The following is a 15,187-nucleotide window of genomic DNA, read 5'->3' as shown; positions in this document are numbered from 1 at the left end:
ACCTCACATCAACCGTTGCGGCTTACGAGCAGCTGCGCGGGGTAATGTTGTTCTCCTTGGCGTACTGAGCGGCATCCTGCTCGATCAGCGGCCGGACCAGGGCGGTATCCGCCGGGATCCAGTCGGTCTTGATCTCCCAGACCTTGCCGTTCCACTGCTGGATCTTGATGGCCGGGTTCTGGCCCTCATGATTCGCGCAGGTGATCTCCACCGGCGGCATCAGCCCGGTCAGGCCCAGGTTCTCGATCGCCGCGGCGTCAAGCTTCAGGTTCTCGAGGCCGTACTGCATCTCCTCGCCGGTGATGACCCGGTTGCCGAACTTCGCCTGGGCGACCTTGATCGCTTCGACGATGTAGGCCGCGGTGGCCACGCCACGCGAGTACAGCACGCCACCGATCTGGTCCTTGGACCAGGTGCCCTTGCCGGCTGCGTAAAGCGCGTTGATGTCCTTGTAGACCTTGAAGTCGGTCCCGACGCCGTTGAAGGTTGCGCCCTTGTAGCCGATGGCGCCTTCGCCGGCCGGGATCACGTCCGGCTCAGCCGCCGCCCACCAGTTCCCGATGAACTTGTCCATCGGATACTTGACGTTGGCCGCCTCGGACACCGCCGTCGAGTTCATCGCGCCCCAGCCCCACATGATGACGTAGGCCGGCTTGGAACGGCGGATCTGCAGCCAGATCGACTTCTGCTCGGTCATCGATGCCGGCGGAACCGGGTACTTGTCGTAGGTGAAGCCGTACTTCTCGGCCAGGATATCCAGCGTCGGGATCGGCTCCTTGCCGTACGGGTGGTCGAGGTAGACGAAGCCGAGGTTCTTGCCCTTCAGCTTGTCGAACCCGCCTTCCTGATCGGCGATGTACTTGATGATCGCGGTCGCCTGGTTCCAGTACGTCGACGGGAAATTGAAGACGTACGGGAACACCCGGCCGTCAGCGGCCGACGTGCGGCCGTAACCGATCGAGAACAGCGGGATCTTGTCGACGGTCGCCTTCTCGATCAGCGCGTAGGTGATGCCGGTCGACCACGGGTTGATGACCACGGCGCCGCCGTTCTCACCCTTAACCCGGTCGTAGCACTCCACGCCGCGGTCGGTCTTGTAGCCGGTCTCGCACTCTTCGTAGATGATCGGCACGCCGTTCACGCCGCCGTCGCGCTGGTTGACCATCGCGAGGTAGTCGGCGAAGCCGTGCGCCACCGGGGTACCGTTCGGCGCGTAGGGGCCGGTCTTGTAGACGAGGTTCGGGATGTAGATCCCTTCGGCCGCCGAAGCGGTCCCGGCCAGCCCCATCAGGCCGGCCGCGGCGCCCGCGAGGGCAATTGTCAGACTGCGAATGCGCATGGTTGTCGATCCTCCCTGTTCTTGAATGATCTGCCTTGTTTCAGCACGCGGCAGTTGACGGCAATTCTATCATGGCCCCCTGCCGCCGGGAACCAAGGCCGCTCCGTCAGTACGGGAACGGCCACAGACGAAGCTTCTCCTTCACGATCTGCCAGAGCCGGGCCAGGCCGTGCGGCTCCACGATCAGGAAGAACACGATCAGGCCGCCGAACACCATGAACTCGATATGGGTGATCGTCTCGGTGGCAATCGGCAGGCCGAAGGTGGTGACCACGTTGTTCAGCGCGATCGGCAGCAGGAAGATGAAGAACGCGCCGAGGAACGAGCCCAGCACGCTGCCCAGGCCGCCAACGATCACCATGAACAGGATCATGAACGACCGGAAGATGTCGAAAGCCGACGATTCCACGGTGTTGATGTAGCAGAACGACCAGAGGGCACCGGACACACCGCAGTAGAACGAGCTGATCGCAAACGCCGACAGCTTGGTGTGCAGGGGCCGAATGCCGATCAGTTCGGCCGCGATGTCCATATCGCGGATCGCCATCCAGGTCCGGCCGATGCGGCCGCGCACCAGATTGCCGGCGATCAGGGCCAGAATGACGGTGAACGCCAGCACGAAAAGGTAACGGGCCTCCGGTGTCGCCTCGGCGCCGGTCACCAACTCGCCGAACACCGCGCGCGGTGGCGCTGTCGGAACCCCGGAAGCCGAGTTGTTGACGAACCACGGAACCTTCTGGAACAGCCAGAGCAGGAAGAACTGCGCGGCCAGCGTGGTCACCGCGAGGTAGAACCCCTTGATCCGCAGGCTCGGCAGGCCGAACGCCAGTCCGATCGACGCGGCGCAGAGTCCTCCCAGGATGATGACCAGCGGGATCGGCATCCACGTGAGGTTGGTGGCGATCTTGTAGGCCATGTAGGCACCGGCTGCCATGAACGCCCCGGTGCCCAGGCTGACCTGGCCGCAGTAGCCCGTCAGGATGTTCAACCCCAGCGCCGCGATCGAGAGGATCAGCGCCGGCATTATGATCGATCCCAGCCAGTATTCGTTGGCGACCAGAGGTACCACCACGAACGCGGCAACGATGACCGCGGCTACGAACAGCCGGTCGATCGGGATCCGGAACAAGGCCTGGTCCGCGGCATAGGTCGTCTTGAAGATACCGGCTTCACGGTAAAACATGCCGCCTCACACTCGCTCGATGATCCGCTCGCCAAACAGGCCTTGCGGACGGAACAACAGGAAGAACATTGCCAGGACATAGGCGAACCACTCCTCGATGGCGCCACCCAGGAACGGCCCGATGTAGATCTCCGACAGCTTCTCGCCGGCCCCGATGATCAGGCCGCCGACGATCGCGCCGGGAACCGAGGTGAAACCACCCAGGATCAGCACCGGCAGGGCTTTCAGCGCGATGATCGACAGCGAGAACTGCACGCCCAGGCGCGAGCCCCAGATGATGCCGGCGACCAGCGCCACGAACCCGGCAACCGACCACACGATCACCCAGATCTGGTTCAGCGGAATGCCGACCGACAGCGCCGCCTGGTGGTCGTCGGCCACCGCACGTAGCGCTCGGCCGATCCGGGTATAGTGGAAGAACAGCGCCAGCACCGTCACCAGCAGGCCCGCGATCACCGCCGCCGCCAGGTCGAACTGCTGAATCATCATCTCGCCTTCCGGCCCGACGAACCAGGCGTCGTTCGGAATCCCGACGTTCAGCGGATGCACGTCGCCGCCCCAGATGAACTCGCCGAAGCCTTCCAGGAAGAACGCAATGCCGATGGTCGCCATGAACAGGATGATCGGCGCCTGATTGACCAGGTGGCGAAGCACCAGCCGCTCTACGGCAACCGCCCAGGCGATCATCACCGCGACCGACACGATCGCAGCCACGGCAATCGGCCAGCCCATCTCCAGGAACCCGACGAAGCAAAGTGCCGCGAACAGCACCATGGTGCCCTGGGCGAAGTTGAACACGCCGGAAGCCTTGAAGATCAGCACGAAGCCGAGAGCGACCAGCGAATACATGGTGCCGGCGAACATTCCGCTCAGCAGCACCTCGAGAAAGAACCAGAACTCGGACATGGGGTGTCGCGTCTCCGCCGATCAGTCGTGTGCAACGCCGAGATAGGCGTCGATTACATGCTGGTTGGCCCGGACCTCGTCCGGCGTCCCGTCGGCGATCTTTCGGCCATAGTCGAGCACCACGACCCGATCCGAGATGTCCATGACCACGCCCATGTCATGCTCGATGAGCACAATGGTGGTCCCGAACTCCTCGTTCACTTCGAGGACGAAGCGCGACATGTCCTGCTTTTCCTCGACGTTCATGCCCGCCATGGGCTCGTCCAGCAGCAGGATGTCCGGCTCCATGGCGAGTGCGCGGCCCAGTTCGACGCGCTTCTGCAGCCCGTACGGCAATCGGCCGACCGGGGTGCGCCGGATCGCCTGGATCTCCAGGAAGTCGATCACCTTCTCCACGTAGGCGCGGTGCTCGATCTCCTCGCGCTGCGCCGGTCCCCAGTACAGGGCCTGCCACAGGAAGCCGCGGTTCATCTTCAGGACGCGTCCGGTCATCAGGTTGTCGAGGGTCGACATGCCGCGGAACAGCGCGATGTTCTGGAACGTCCGCGCCACACCATTGGCCGCGGCGAAATGCGGGTCCATTGCCGGTAGCTTGCGGCCCTTGAAGGTGATCGATCCGGACTGCGGCTTGTAGAAGCCGTTGATGCAATTCAGCATCGACGACTTGCCGGCCCCGTTCGGTCCGATGATCGCCAGCACTTCGCCCTTCCGGACCTCGAAGCTGACGTTGTCGATGGCCTTCACGCCGCCGAATCCAAGCTCGATGTTCTCGAGAGTCAACACCGGCTCGCCGAAGACTCGGGTTTGCGCGGACGGCTCGGCCCGCACGTTTTCCGCTTCCGCCACGGGTCAGCCCGCCTTTCTGAGTTCCGACGTCGGCGCCGCGCCGACTTCCATGATCCGCATGTCGGCCTTTACCCGGCCCTTGCGTCCATCCTCGAACGTGACCTCGGTGTCGAGGTGTGCGCTCTGTGCCCCGTTGTAGAGGGAGTCGATGATCTGCTCGTAGCGCTCGGACACCACGCCGCGCCGCACCTTGCGGGTCCGCGTCAGTTCGCCGTCGTCGGCGTCCAATTCCTTGTAAAGCAGCAGGAACCGCTGAATGCGCTGCTTCTCCGGCAGGGACTGGTTGACCCGCTCGACCTCCGCCCGGATCAGCTCATAGACCCGCGGTTCCGCCGACAGGCCGGTGTAGGAGGTGAAGCCGATGCGGTTCTTCTCCGCCCACTTCGACACGATGGAGAACCGCACGCAGATGATGGCCGTCAGGCAATCGCGCCCCGATCCGAGGATCACCACCTCGCCGACATAGGGCGAGAACTTCAGCTTGTTCTCGATGTACTGCGGCGAGAAGCGGACGCCGGATGCGGTCTCGGCAATGTCCTTCAGGCGGTCGATCACCACCAGGCGACCCTTGGCATCGAAGAACCCGGCGTCGCCGGTGTGCATCCAGCCGTCGCGCAGATCCGCCTTGGTGCCTTCCTCGTTCCGGAAGTACCCGGTGAACATGTTCTCGTGCCGGGTGACGATCTCGCCGACGCCCTCGGAGTCCGGGTTCAGGATCGTGACCTCGCAGCCCTGGAACGGCGGTCCGACGGTGTCGACGTCAAGCTCCTCGCCGGTCTGCAGCGTGTAGGCGCCGAGCGTCTCGGTCTGGCCGTACAACTGCTTCAGCGGCACGCCCATGGCCAGGAACAGCTTGAAGGTCTCCGGCCCCATGGCCGAGCCGCCGGTGGCAGCCGAACGCACGCGGCTGAAGCCGAGGCGGTCGCGCAACGCGCTGAACAGCATCACGTCCGCCAGGGTGGACCGCCGCCCCTCCTCGATCGCCTTCATGCCGAGCTTGATGCCCTTGTCGAAGATCCACTGGTTGATCGACGACGCGTCCATCACACGGGCCCGCATGTCGGCGGCGATCTGCTCCCACAGGCGCGGTGCCAGCAACAGGAACGTCGGGCCGATCTCCCGCAGGTCCTGGAACATCGTCTCCTGGCTCTCCGGGAAGTTCACCGTCATCCGGGCGACCAGTCCGAAACCGACGCAGTAGACCTGCTCCATGATCCAGGGCAACGGCAGGACCGACACATACTCGTCGGTGTGATCCTTGGGATCTGCGCCCAGATAGGTGATGGCGTGACGGATGAACCGGCCGTGCGGCAGCATCGCCAGCTTGGGGTGCGCTGTCGTTCCGGATGTCGTGCACAGGATGGCCACGTCCTCGCCGGAGGTCGCGTCGACCAGCGCGTCGAACGCCGCCGTATCGGCCTGGTGCAGCTGCTCGCCGCGCTTGATCAGCACCGCCAGTTCGTGCAGCCGCGGATCGGTCTGCTTGCGCATCCCCCGGGTCTCTTCATAGACGATGTGCTGCACGCTGGCCGCCATGTCGCCAAGGCTGATCAGCTTGTCCACCTGCTCCTGATCCTGGGCGAACACCAGCTTGGCGCCGGCATAGTCGACCAGGTACCCGACCTCTTCCTCCAAGGCATCGCGGTAGATGCCGAGGGTCATCGCGCCCACGGAATGCGCAGCAAGCTCAGTGGCGATCCAGTCGACGTCGTTGTCGCCGATCAGCGCCACCACGTCGCCGCGGCCAATCCCGAGTTCCCTGAACGCGAGTGCCGTGCTGCGCACCTGCGCCAGATACTGCGCCCAGGTGGTCTCGTGCCAAATCCCGTAGTCCTTGAGCCGGAGCGCAACCTCGTCGGGATGCGACCGGGCGTTATGCCGAAGCACCTTCGGCAACGTGTCGTGGACCGTCGGATCGGGATAGCTCATCGGCCGTGGTTCCTCCCCTGCCCCAAGTCGAACAGGATTGGGAACAGGGGCGCCCGCGCGGTTATCGCGGTACGGCTCTTCCCCGACGTGTCCCATCCCAGTTCGCTCTACCGTCCCGTCACCGGCCACGTTGTCCGCGGCTCGATCGAACGATCGCTCTTTACCTCTGTACCCGCAACGCACCGCGGCGGGAGCGCATTGGATTACGCGAACTCCTGCGAAACCGCAAGCAACTACCCGGTGAAGCCCCCATCAATCGCGAGGCCTGAAGAATGAAGTGCCGACCGACAGGAACACCTCGCGCCCGAACGAACCCAGCAACGCCACGGTCATCCACAGCTGATCCACCCGGCCGTCGCTCAGCGTCAACGGCGCCGTCAGCCGGAAGTACCGATTCTCATTCATCTCCGCGCTGCCGCCACGCAGTTCGTGAAGGATCGGGCGGCGCGCAGCCACGACCTCTTGGTACTGCCGGGTGACGATCTGCGCATAAGTGGCGGGCTTGAGATCGGTCGTCAGCCAGCCCGTCGCATCATACCCGAGCGCGCCGACAAGCACCGAGCCGAACATCCGATACCGGAAGTCTCCGCTCGGCAGCACATCAACAATGCCGACCTGACCCATCGCATCCGGAATGCGCTCGAGCGCCAGCGAACGCCGAAGCGGAATGCCGTCTACCTTGGGCGCGTCCATCCAGGCCTGGTAGGCCGCTGTCAGCCGGGCATGCGGCGCTGTCGCGGGGTCATGGGAGGCCGCTTCGAACCGAACAGCGTCGTCTGGATCCTCCGCCCTGCTTGCGGTCATTGGTCCCACCGTGTTCCCGCCGGAAGGGAGCGGGCAATTGCCGGCCGCGCCCCTGTGGAAACTCTATCCGAATCAGCACGAAACCGCACTCCCACGGTGACCGGCGGCGAGCCTCTTGCCTTCCACGGATGAAAACCCTAAGCCGCGCCCCATGAATCAAACTTCCTCCGAGCAAACCGTACACGCCGGTGGCCACGCGGTTTTCTTCAACGCGATCAGCACACGACCGACCGGCCTGCCGGATGCACCACCGCTTGTGTTCCTGCACGAAGGCCTTGGTGCGATCACGATGTGGAAGGAATTCCCGGCCCGGCTCTGCGCCGCCGTCGGCCGCGCTGGGATCATCATCGACCGATGGGGCCACGGCCGGTCCGAGCCGCTCGACGGTCCGGTGCGCGGCGGCCGTAGCCTGGACTATCACGCCCGCGAAGCCGAGACCCTGATCGAGATCCTGGACCGGTTGGCGATCCCGCAGGCGGTGCTGTTCGGCCATTCCGATGGTGGTACCATCGCCCTGCTGGCCGCCGCGAACGCCCCACAACGGATCGCCGCGTGCATCACCGAAGCGGCCCATGTATTCGTCGAGCCGGTTACCTTGGCCGGTATCCGAGAGGCGCTGGCGGCCTACGAGGCGCCCGGCAGCCGGCTGCGCGCCGGACTTGCCCGCCATCACGGCGAGCAACGCGTCGACCGGGTATTCTACGGCTGGACCGACGCTTGGCTGTCGCCGCCGTTCGCCGACTGGGCGATGACCGATCGTCTGGCCGAGATCCGTTGCCCGGTTTTGGCCATCCAGGGCCTGGATGACCAGTACGGCACCCCGGAGCAGGTTCACGCCATCGTCGGCGGGGTCGCCGGGCCAGCGCAGCCGCTGCTTCTGGAAGCGTGTGGGCACGCGCCTCATGCGGATTGCGAGGCAACCGTGACCGAGGCGGTGCGTCGTACGCTCGCGACGCTCTGATCCCACCTGCGCCCTTCCGATTCGCGCATTGTGAGACTATAAGGTGCCCGAAATCCCTGGAGAAGCCGACCGGGCCGAGGCGCACCTCGGACGGCCGCGCAGTCAACCGATAGGAGACAGCCGTGACTGCTGGCCTGGACAGCTTCAAGTCGAAGTCGACGCTCGACGTCGCCGGAAAGAAATATACCTACTACAACCTCGGTGCGCTGGCCGCCGCGCACCCAGAGGTGGCGCGCCTGCCGTACTCGCTGAAAGTGCTGCTGGAAAACCTGCTGCGCTATGAGGACGGCGTCACCGTGTCCAAGGAGGACGTGGTCGCCCTCGCCGGCTGGGCGAAACAGCGCACATCGGACCGCGAGATCGCCTACCGCCCGGCCCGGGTCCTGATGCAGGACTTCACCGGTGTGCCGGCGGTCGTCGACCTGGCCGCCATGCGCGACGCGATGGAGACGCTTGGCGGTGACCCTACCAAGATCAACCCGCTGTCGCCGGTCGACCTGGTCATCGACCACTCGGTGATGGTCGATGAGTTCGGCGGTGCGGACAGCTTCAAGAAGAACGTCGCCCTGGAGTTCGAGCGCAACAAGGAACGCTACGAGTTCCTGAAGTGGGGCCAGAAGGCATTCGACAACTTCCGCGTCGTGCCGCCGGGAACCGGCATCTGCCACCAGGTGAACCTGGAGTACCTGGCGCAGACCGTCTGGACCAAGACCGAGAACGGCGAGATCATCGCCTATCCGGACACCCTGGTCGGCACCGACAGCCACACCACCATGGTCAACGGCCTGGCCGTGCTGGGCTGGGGCGTCGGCGGCATCGAGGCGGAGTCCTCGATGCTCGGCCAGCCGGTGTCGATGCTGGTTCCGGAAGTGATCGGCTTCAAGGTGACCGGCAAGCTGCCGGAGGGGGCGACCGCCACCGACCTGGTGCTGACCGTCACCCAGATGCTCCGTGCCAAGGGCGTGGTCGGCAAGTTCGTCGAGTTCTACGGCCCCGGCCTGGACGAGTTGCCGCTGGCCGACCGTGCCACCATCGCCAACATGGCGCCGGAATACGGTGCGACCTGCGGGTTCTTCCCGATCGACCAGGAGACCCTGAACTACCTGCGCTTCACCGGACGCGACGAGGACCGGGTGAAACTGGTCGAGGCGTACGCCAAGGCCCAGGGCATGTGGCGCGAGAAGGGTGCCGCCGATCCGGAGTTCACCGACACCCTCGGGCTCGACCTGTCCACGGTCGTACCGTCGATGGCCGGCCCGAAGCGGCCCCAGGACCGGGTGCTGCTGACCGAGGCCAAGGCGAGCTTCGAAGGGTCGCTGAAGAAGACCCTGGGCGACGGCACCGGCACGGTCCGCTCGGCCAAGGTCGAGGGCGCGGACTACGACCTCAGCGACGGCGACGTCGTCATTGCAGCGATCACCAGCTGCACCAACACCTCGAACCCGAGCGTGCTGGTCGCCGCCGGACTGGTCGCCCAGAAGGCGCACGCCAAGGGCCTGAAGGTGAAGCCGTGGGTGAAGACCTCGCTCGCCCCGGGCAGCCAGGTGGTCACCGACTATCTGGAGGCCGCCGGCCTGCAGGATCCGCTGAACGCGATGGGCTTCAATCTGGTCGGCTACGGCTGCACCACCTGCATCGGCAACTCCGGGCCGCTGTCGGCGCCGATCGCCGGCGCGGTCGAGGCCGGTGACCTGGCGGTGTGCTCGGTGCTGTCGGGCAACCGGAACTTCGAAGGCCGGGTGAACCCGGACGTCAAGGCGAACTACCTCGCCTCGCCGCCGCTGGTGGTGGCCTATGCCATCGCCGGATCGATGCTGGTCGACATGAACAACGACCCGCTCGGCAACGATCAGGACGGCAACCCGGTCTACCTCCGGGACATCTGGCCGACCAGCCATGAGATCGCGTCGCTGATCCAGGCCAAGCTGACCCCGGCGATGTACCGCGGCCGCTACGCCAACGTGTTCCACGGCGGCGACGAGTGGCAGGCGGTCAACGTGTCCGGTGGCCTGACCTACGACTGGAACTCCGGCTCGACCTACGTACAGAACCCGCCCTATTTCGTCGGCATGTCGAAGGATCCGAGCGCGATCCAGGACATCCACGGCGCCCGGGTGCTGGCCCTGCTCGGCGACTCGATCACCACCGACCACATCTCGCCGGCCGGCTCGATCAAGAAGGACGGCCCGGCGGGTGACTACCTGATCGAACGGCAGATCCGGCCGCTGGACTTCAACTCCTACGGCGCCCGCCGCGGTAATCATGAGATCATGATGCGCGGCACGTTCGCCAACGTCCGTCTGCAGAACGAGATGGTGCCGGGCGTGACCGGCGGCATGACCCGCTACATCCCGACCGGCAAGCCGACGGCGCTGTACGAAGCCGCGATGAAGTACCAGGAAGCCGGCACCCCGCTGGTGGTGATCGGCGGCAAGGAGTACGGCACGGGCTCGTCGCGCGACTGGGCGGCGAAGGGCACCAAGCTGCTGGGCGTGAAGGCGGTCATCGTCGAGAGCTTCGAGCGCATCCACCGCTCGAACCTGGTCGGCATGGGCGTCCTGCCGTTGCAGTTCCCGCAGGGCGTCGACCGCAAGACCCTCGGCCTGACCGGCGAGGAGACCTTCGACATCACCGGCATCGAGGGCGGCATCACCCCGCTGATGACGGTGGACTGCACGATCCGCTACGCCGACGGCTCCACCAAGACGCTGGGCCTGCTGTGCCGGATCGATACCGTCAACGAGGTCGACTACTACCGCCACGGCGGCATCCTGCAGTACGTGCTGCGCAACCTGTCGACGGCCGCCTGATCGTCACCGGCCAACCTTCGATCAACGGACGGGCGCTCCTTCGGGAGCGCCCGTTTTCGTTTTGGCGAGCCCCAGCCGCTCGACTTTGACTTCGAGCAATCTCGCTGCGACGCTTGAACAGACGGATACGCACAGCACAGCCGGGGGCGTGCCATGCCTTCACATCATCGTCGTTGGGTCGGTGCCGCCCTGGTTCTTGCTGTTGCATCATCCCCTGTCCGTGCCCAGGAGACGACAGTCGCCTCAGAACCGCTGCCGGTCTGGGAACGCACGCTGTACAAGACTCTGACCTATCAGGCGGCGGCGAACCTTTCGGACCTGGTGCTCTATGACCTGCTGCTCGGCGGCACCGTGGCGGCCGGTGGCGGGTTCTTCGCGATCAACGCCGCGTCGGCGGCGGCGCTGTACTACTCGTTCGAGTACACGTGGCAGAGCCTCGGCCCGGCGCCGGAGGACAAGACCCACCAGACCGTCGCCGAGAAGACCGTGCTGTACCGGGTGCTAAACTCCAGCCGGAACTTCGCGCTCGGCTACGCCTTCGGCGGCAGCGTCGCCGCGGCCACCGGGTTCGTGGCCGCCAACTTCCTGACCGACACCGCGATCTTCGTCACCAACGAATACGCCTGGGATGCGTTCCGACCGGCCGCGGCAACCGCGCCCTGAGGTTCACGGCCTCGTCACTGGTGGTGAACGGCAGCCGCCACTACCTTTTGCGGCATGATAACGCGACGCGCCTTTACGGCTTCCGGGATCGCCGCCGGCCTCGCAGCGGCCGCGACGCCCCTCCGCGCGGCCGGCCGATCCAACCGTCCGGTTTTGGTCGAGCTGTTCACCAGTCAGGGTTGCAGTTCCTGCCCTCCCGCCGACATGTTCCTTGGCGAATTGGCCAAGCGTGACGAGGTCGTCACCTTGGCGTTCCACGTCGACTACTGGGACTACATCGGCTGGAAGGATCCGTTCGGCGATCCTCTGCACACCGCGCGTCAGCGTGCCTATGCCGCCCGGCTGGGTCAGCGGACGATCTACACGCCGCAGATGGTGATTGACGGGGTCACCCATGCCGTCGGCTCGCGCCGTGGAGAGGTCGAATCGATAATCCGCGGTCGCTACAATCAGGGACCTGCGGAACGGGTGGCAATTCCGGTCGAATACGGCCTGCGCTCCGACGGCGCCATTACCGTGGTTGTGCCCGCCGCGGTGACCACCGGTCCAGCCGACGTCCTGCTGGCTGCGGTCGATGCCGAGCATGTGACGGAGGTGAAGCGCGGGGAGAACTCCGGCCGCGTCCTCGCCGACTACAGCGTAGTGCGCAGCATCAGCCGGATCGGTACCTGGAACGGCAAGGAGTTCGCGGTGACGGTACGGAGCGATTCCTGGCATCGCGGTGCCGACACGTTGGTCATCCTGCTGCAGGCTGCCGAGCACGGTCCGATCTGGGGCGTCGCCCAGGCACGGTTGTAAACGCGTCGGGCTTGCCGAACCGCTGGCGGTGGCCGGTGGGGGTGAGGCCGGTGTACTTGCGGAACAGCCGGCGGAAGAACGCCACATCCTCGTAGCCGACACGGCGCGCCACCACGTCGACCGACAACCGCTCTCCCTCCAGCAGTTCGCGGGCCTTGGCGACCCGCAGGCGCTGGATGCACTCCACCACCGTCTCGCCGGTGGCAGCACGGAACCGGCGGGCCAGACTGCGCGGGCTGATCGCCACCGACGCCGCCAGGACCTCGACGCCGTCCGCCGCTTCCGGCCGTTCGGCGATCGCCCGCTGGACCCGGGCGACCGCGTCATCACCATGGCTCGCCGAGCCGAGCCACCCCGCATACTCCGACTGGGCGGCGCGCGGCAGGTCGAGCACAAGCGCGTTGGCCAGATCGCGGGCCTCATCGCGCCCGCAGAACCGCTCCACTAGGTGCAGCGCGAGGTCGGTGGCGGCGTTTACCCCGCCGCCGGTGACCACCCGGCCGTCCGCGACCACCATGCTGGCCGGCCGGACATCGGTCAGCGGAAAGGCCAGGCGCAAGTGGTCGGCATAGGCCCAGTGGGTGGTCGAGCGCCGGCCGTCCAGTAGCCCGGCCCGGCCCATCAAGAACACGCCCGAGCACACGCCCGCGACCACCGCTCCCGCGTCATGGGCGGCGCGCAGCCATTCCACGACCCCGTCCTCGACCGCCGGCTCCTCGCCGCGCGCCAGGCCGGCGATCCCCGCAGAGCTGACCAGCACCAGGTCCGGCGCGGACAGGTCCGACAATTTCGCCTCGGCCTGGATGCTCAGCCCGCCGGTGCAAGCGACCGCCGCGCCGCTCGGCGATGCCAGCGTCACCCGGAACCACGGTCGCGACGGCCGGCCGGCCAGCACCCGCGGCGCCACCCCGGCCATCCTCAGGATCTCGGCCGGACCGGCGATCGCCGACGCGAAACCGCCGTCGCGGATCAGCAGCACCGCCCGGATCAGTCGACGCATTGGGGTCCCTCCTGTCCCGATCATCCTTCTATATTGTCGATCTTGCCATCTGTCCGAATCAGCACGCAAGCGCGATGTTTACGCCATCGAATGACGCAATGGAGGGCGCGATGCCGCTGATCGACGTGTATCTGAGTGAGTCCGTCCTGGACGCCGAGGACCGGCAGGTCCTGGCCGACGCGATCGCCCGGCAGGTGCGCGAGGCGGAGGGCTATGGCGACAGCCGTCTGGCCGCCGGGTTATCCTGGGTCTACCTGCACGCCCTGCCGGACACCGCCGTCACCAAGTCGGGCGCGATCCCGGCCCGGCCGCTGTGGCGGATCGAGATCGCCACGCCGGTCGGTTCACTGGCAGCCGACAGCAAAGCCGCCCTGGCCGAACGGCTGGCCCGCGCCTGCCTCGCAGCCGAGGGCACGCCGTGGAGCCCGGCCGAGGGCCGGCGGGTCTGGGTGCTGTACCGCGACGTGACCGAGGGTGACTGGATCGCCGGGGCCGAGGTCGCCAGGGTCGAGACGATCCGCAGCGCGGTGGCGCGGGAACGGGTCGCGGCCTGAGCGATCCGGATCACCGCTCCGTCACCTCTGCCCTTCGCGGCCCGAATGACTGTTATCCCGGGGCGACGGGACGTTCACGGCATTGCCGCCAGGGCCTTCGTGAAGAAGTCCGGGCCGCCGAAGTTGCCCGACTTCAGGGCCAGCGCGATCGACGGTTCGTTCAGCGTCACCGTGCCCGGCACGCCCGGGTCGATCTGGGCGCCGATCCGCAGGCCGGTCACGCCGAGCGCCGAGACCACGGCCCCCGAGGTCTCGCCGCCGGCCACCACGAGGCGGCGCACGCCGTCGTCGTCGACCAGGGTCTTGGCGATGCGGGCCATGGCGCGCTCGACGATCTCGCCGGCTTCGGCGCGGCCCAGCTTGGCCTGTACCGCCTTGACGGTTTCCGGTGGCGCGCTGGCGTAGACCAGCACCGGGCCGTCAGCCATGCGCGCCCGGATGAAGTCCAGCGCCTCGGCCGCGACGTCCTCGCCGTTCGCCAGCCGCATCGGATCGATGTTGTAGGACGGCCGTACCTTCTCCCACTCGGCTATCTGACCCAGCGTCGCTGCCGAGCAGGACCCTGCCAGCACCGCGGCCTTGCCTTCGATCGCCGGCACCTCGGCCGCGCTGCCGCCGGTCGTTCCCGCCAACCCGCGCCGCCGGTAGGCGTCCGGCAGGCCGATCGCCACGCCGGAACCGCCGGTGACGAGATCAAGGTCGGCGATTGCCTCGCCGATGACGTGAAGCTGTTGGTCGTCGATCGCGTCAACGATCGCGTAGCTGATGCCGTCGGCCTTCAACGCGTCGATCTTCGCGCGGATCGCGTCGGCGCCACCCGTGATCTCGCGGTGCTGGATCAGGCCGACCTTGCGCCGGGTCTGGCGGCCGAGCACCGCTACCAGGTTGGAATCGGTCATCGGAGTCAGCGGGTGGTGGCGCATAGAACTGTCGGATAGCAGGGTGTCGCCGACGAACAGGTGCCCCTTGAAGATCGTTCGCCCGGTCTCCGGGAACGCCGGGCAGGCGATGGTGAAGCCGCCGCCGAGCCGGTCGAGCAGCGCGTCGGCGACCGGGCCGATATTGCCTTCGTCGGTGGAATCGAAGGTCGAGCAGTACTTGAAGAAGTACCGTCGGCAGCCCGCCGCCTTCAGCCAGTCGAGGGCCGCGACCGATTCACGGACCGCGTCGGCCGCCGGGCTGGTCCGCGACTTGAGCGCGACCACCACCGCGTCGACATCCGGCACGGCGGTACCGGGCGCCGGCACCCCGATCAACTGGACGGTCCGCAGACCGCCGCGCACGAGGTTGTTGGCAAGGTCGGTGGCGCCGGTGAAATCATCGGCTACGCATCCCAGGATCGGCGGCATAGGCAAGTCCTCTTGAGCTTCTTCGGTCTGCGGGCTTGGCGCGAC

At 66.4% G+C, this 15,187-nt stretch carries 13 protein-coding genes; 5 read left to right on the top strand and 8 right to left on the bottom strand.

The features are described from left to right. Window positions 1-22: 22 nt before the first annotated feature. The 6 genes from RIC54_RS09210 to RIC54_RS09185 all read right to left on the bottom strand — a co-directional run bounded on the left by RIC54_RS09210 (window position 23) and on the right by RIC54_RS09185 (window position 7,007). A complete protein-coding gene (locus tag RIC54_RS09210) occupies window positions 23-1,339 on the bottom strand; it encodes an ABC transporter substrate-binding protein (protein ID WP_350093046.1) in 1,317 nt (438 codons plus the stop codon). Between the two features lie 106 nt (window positions 1,340-1,445). Continuing rightward, on the bottom strand, window positions 1,446-2,522 hold the full coding sequence (locus RIC54_RS09205; RefSeq protein ID WP_350093049.1) for a branched-chain amino acid ABC transporter permease: 1,077 nt from the start codon (window positions 2,520-2,522) through the stop codon (window positions 1,446-1,448). Window positions 2,523-2,528: 6 nt separating this feature from the next. Next, window positions 2,529-3,428, bottom strand: a complete 900-nt coding sequence (locus RIC54_RS09200; protein WP_350093052.1) for a branched-chain amino acid ABC transporter permease — start codon at window positions 3,426-3,428, stop codon at window positions 2,529-2,531. Window positions 3,429-3,449: 21 nt separating this feature from the next. Further along, window positions 3,450-4,274 (bottom strand): ABC transporter ATP-binding protein, encoded by an 825-nt coding sequence (locus RIC54_RS09195; protein WP_350093055.1) that lies wholly within the window; start codon window positions 4,272-4,274, stop codon window positions 3,450-3,452. Between the two features lie 3 nt (window positions 4,275-4,277). Beyond that, complete coding sequence (locus tag RIC54_RS09190; RefSeq protein WP_350150948.1) at window positions 4,278-6,203, bottom strand: AMP-binding protein; 1,926 nt, start codon at window positions 6,201-6,203, stop codon at window positions 4,278-4,280. Window positions 6,204-6,455: 252 nt separating this feature from the next. Continuing rightward, complete coding sequence (locus tag RIC54_RS09185) at window positions 6,456-7,007, bottom strand: PAS domain-containing protein (RefSeq protein WP_350150946.1); 552 nt, start codon at window positions 7,005-7,007, stop codon at window positions 6,456-6,458. Between the two features lie 151 nt (window positions 7,008-7,158). Between RIC54_RS09185 and RIC54_RS09180 the strand changes: the two genes are divergently transcribed. The 4 genes from RIC54_RS09180 (at window position 7,159) to RIC54_RS09165 (ending at window position 12,239) form a co-directional block, all read left to right on the top strand. Then, entirely contained in the window at window positions 7,159-7,968 is an 810-nt protein-coding gene (locus RIC54_RS09180; protein ID WP_350087196.1) for an alpha/beta fold hydrolase, read from the top strand. Window positions 7,969-8,090: 122 nt separating this feature from the next. Then, on the top strand, window positions 8,091-10,778 hold the full coding sequence (gene acnA, locus RIC54_RS09175; RefSeq protein ID WP_350150944.1) for an aconitate hydratase AcnA: 2,688 nt from the start codon (window positions 8,091-8,093) through the stop codon (window positions 10,776-10,778). A 153-nt stretch (window positions 10,779-10,931) separates the two neighbouring features. Beyond that, the gene (locus RIC54_RS09170; protein ID WP_350087190.1) at window positions 10,932-11,441 is read left to right on the top strand and encodes a DUF2061 domain-containing protein; all 510 of its coding nucleotides are present in this window, start codon (window positions 10,932-10,934) and stop codon (window positions 11,439-11,441) included. A 204-nt stretch (window positions 11,442-11,645) separates the two neighbouring features. After that, on the top strand, window positions 11,646-12,239 hold the full coding sequence (locus tag RIC54_RS09165) for a DUF1223 domain-containing protein (protein WP_350087187.1): 594 nt from the start codon (window positions 11,646-11,648) through the stop codon (window positions 12,237-12,239). Here the strand turns inward: RIC54_RS09165 and RIC54_RS09160 are convergent. Next, complete coding sequence (locus RIC54_RS09160; RefSeq protein ID WP_350087184.1) at window positions 12,178-13,239, bottom strand: GlxA family transcriptional regulator; 1,062 nt, start codon at window positions 13,237-13,239, stop codon at window positions 12,178-12,180. The two genes, RIC54_RS09165 and RIC54_RS09160, sit on opposite strands and share 62 nt — an antisense overlap. Window positions 13,240-13,349: 110 nt before the next feature. Between RIC54_RS09160 and RIC54_RS09155 the strand changes: the two genes are divergently transcribed. Then, window positions 13,350-13,793: a hypothetical protein gene (locus tag RIC54_RS09155; protein ID WP_350087181.1), complete on the top strand. Its 444-nt coding sequence runs from the start codon at window positions 13,350-13,352 to the stop codon at window positions 13,791-13,793. A 74-nt stretch (window positions 13,794-13,867) separates the two neighbouring features. Here the strand turns inward: RIC54_RS09155 and otnK are convergent, their stop codons facing one another. Next, window positions 13,868-15,142, bottom strand: coding sequence for a 3-oxo-tetronate kinase (otnK, locus tag RIC54_RS09150; protein ID WP_350087178.1), 1,275 nt, complete (start codon window positions 15,140-15,142; stop codon window positions 13,868-13,870). Between the last annotated feature and the right edge of the window lie 45 nt (window positions 15,143-15,187).

The organism is Thalassobaculum sp., from assembly GCF_040219215.1.
Taxonomy (GTDB): domain Bacteria; phylum Pseudomonadota; class Alphaproteobacteria; order Thalassobaculales; family Thalassobaculaceae; genus Thalassobaculum_A.
This window is presented reverse-complemented; position numbering and strand designations above follow the sequence as displayed.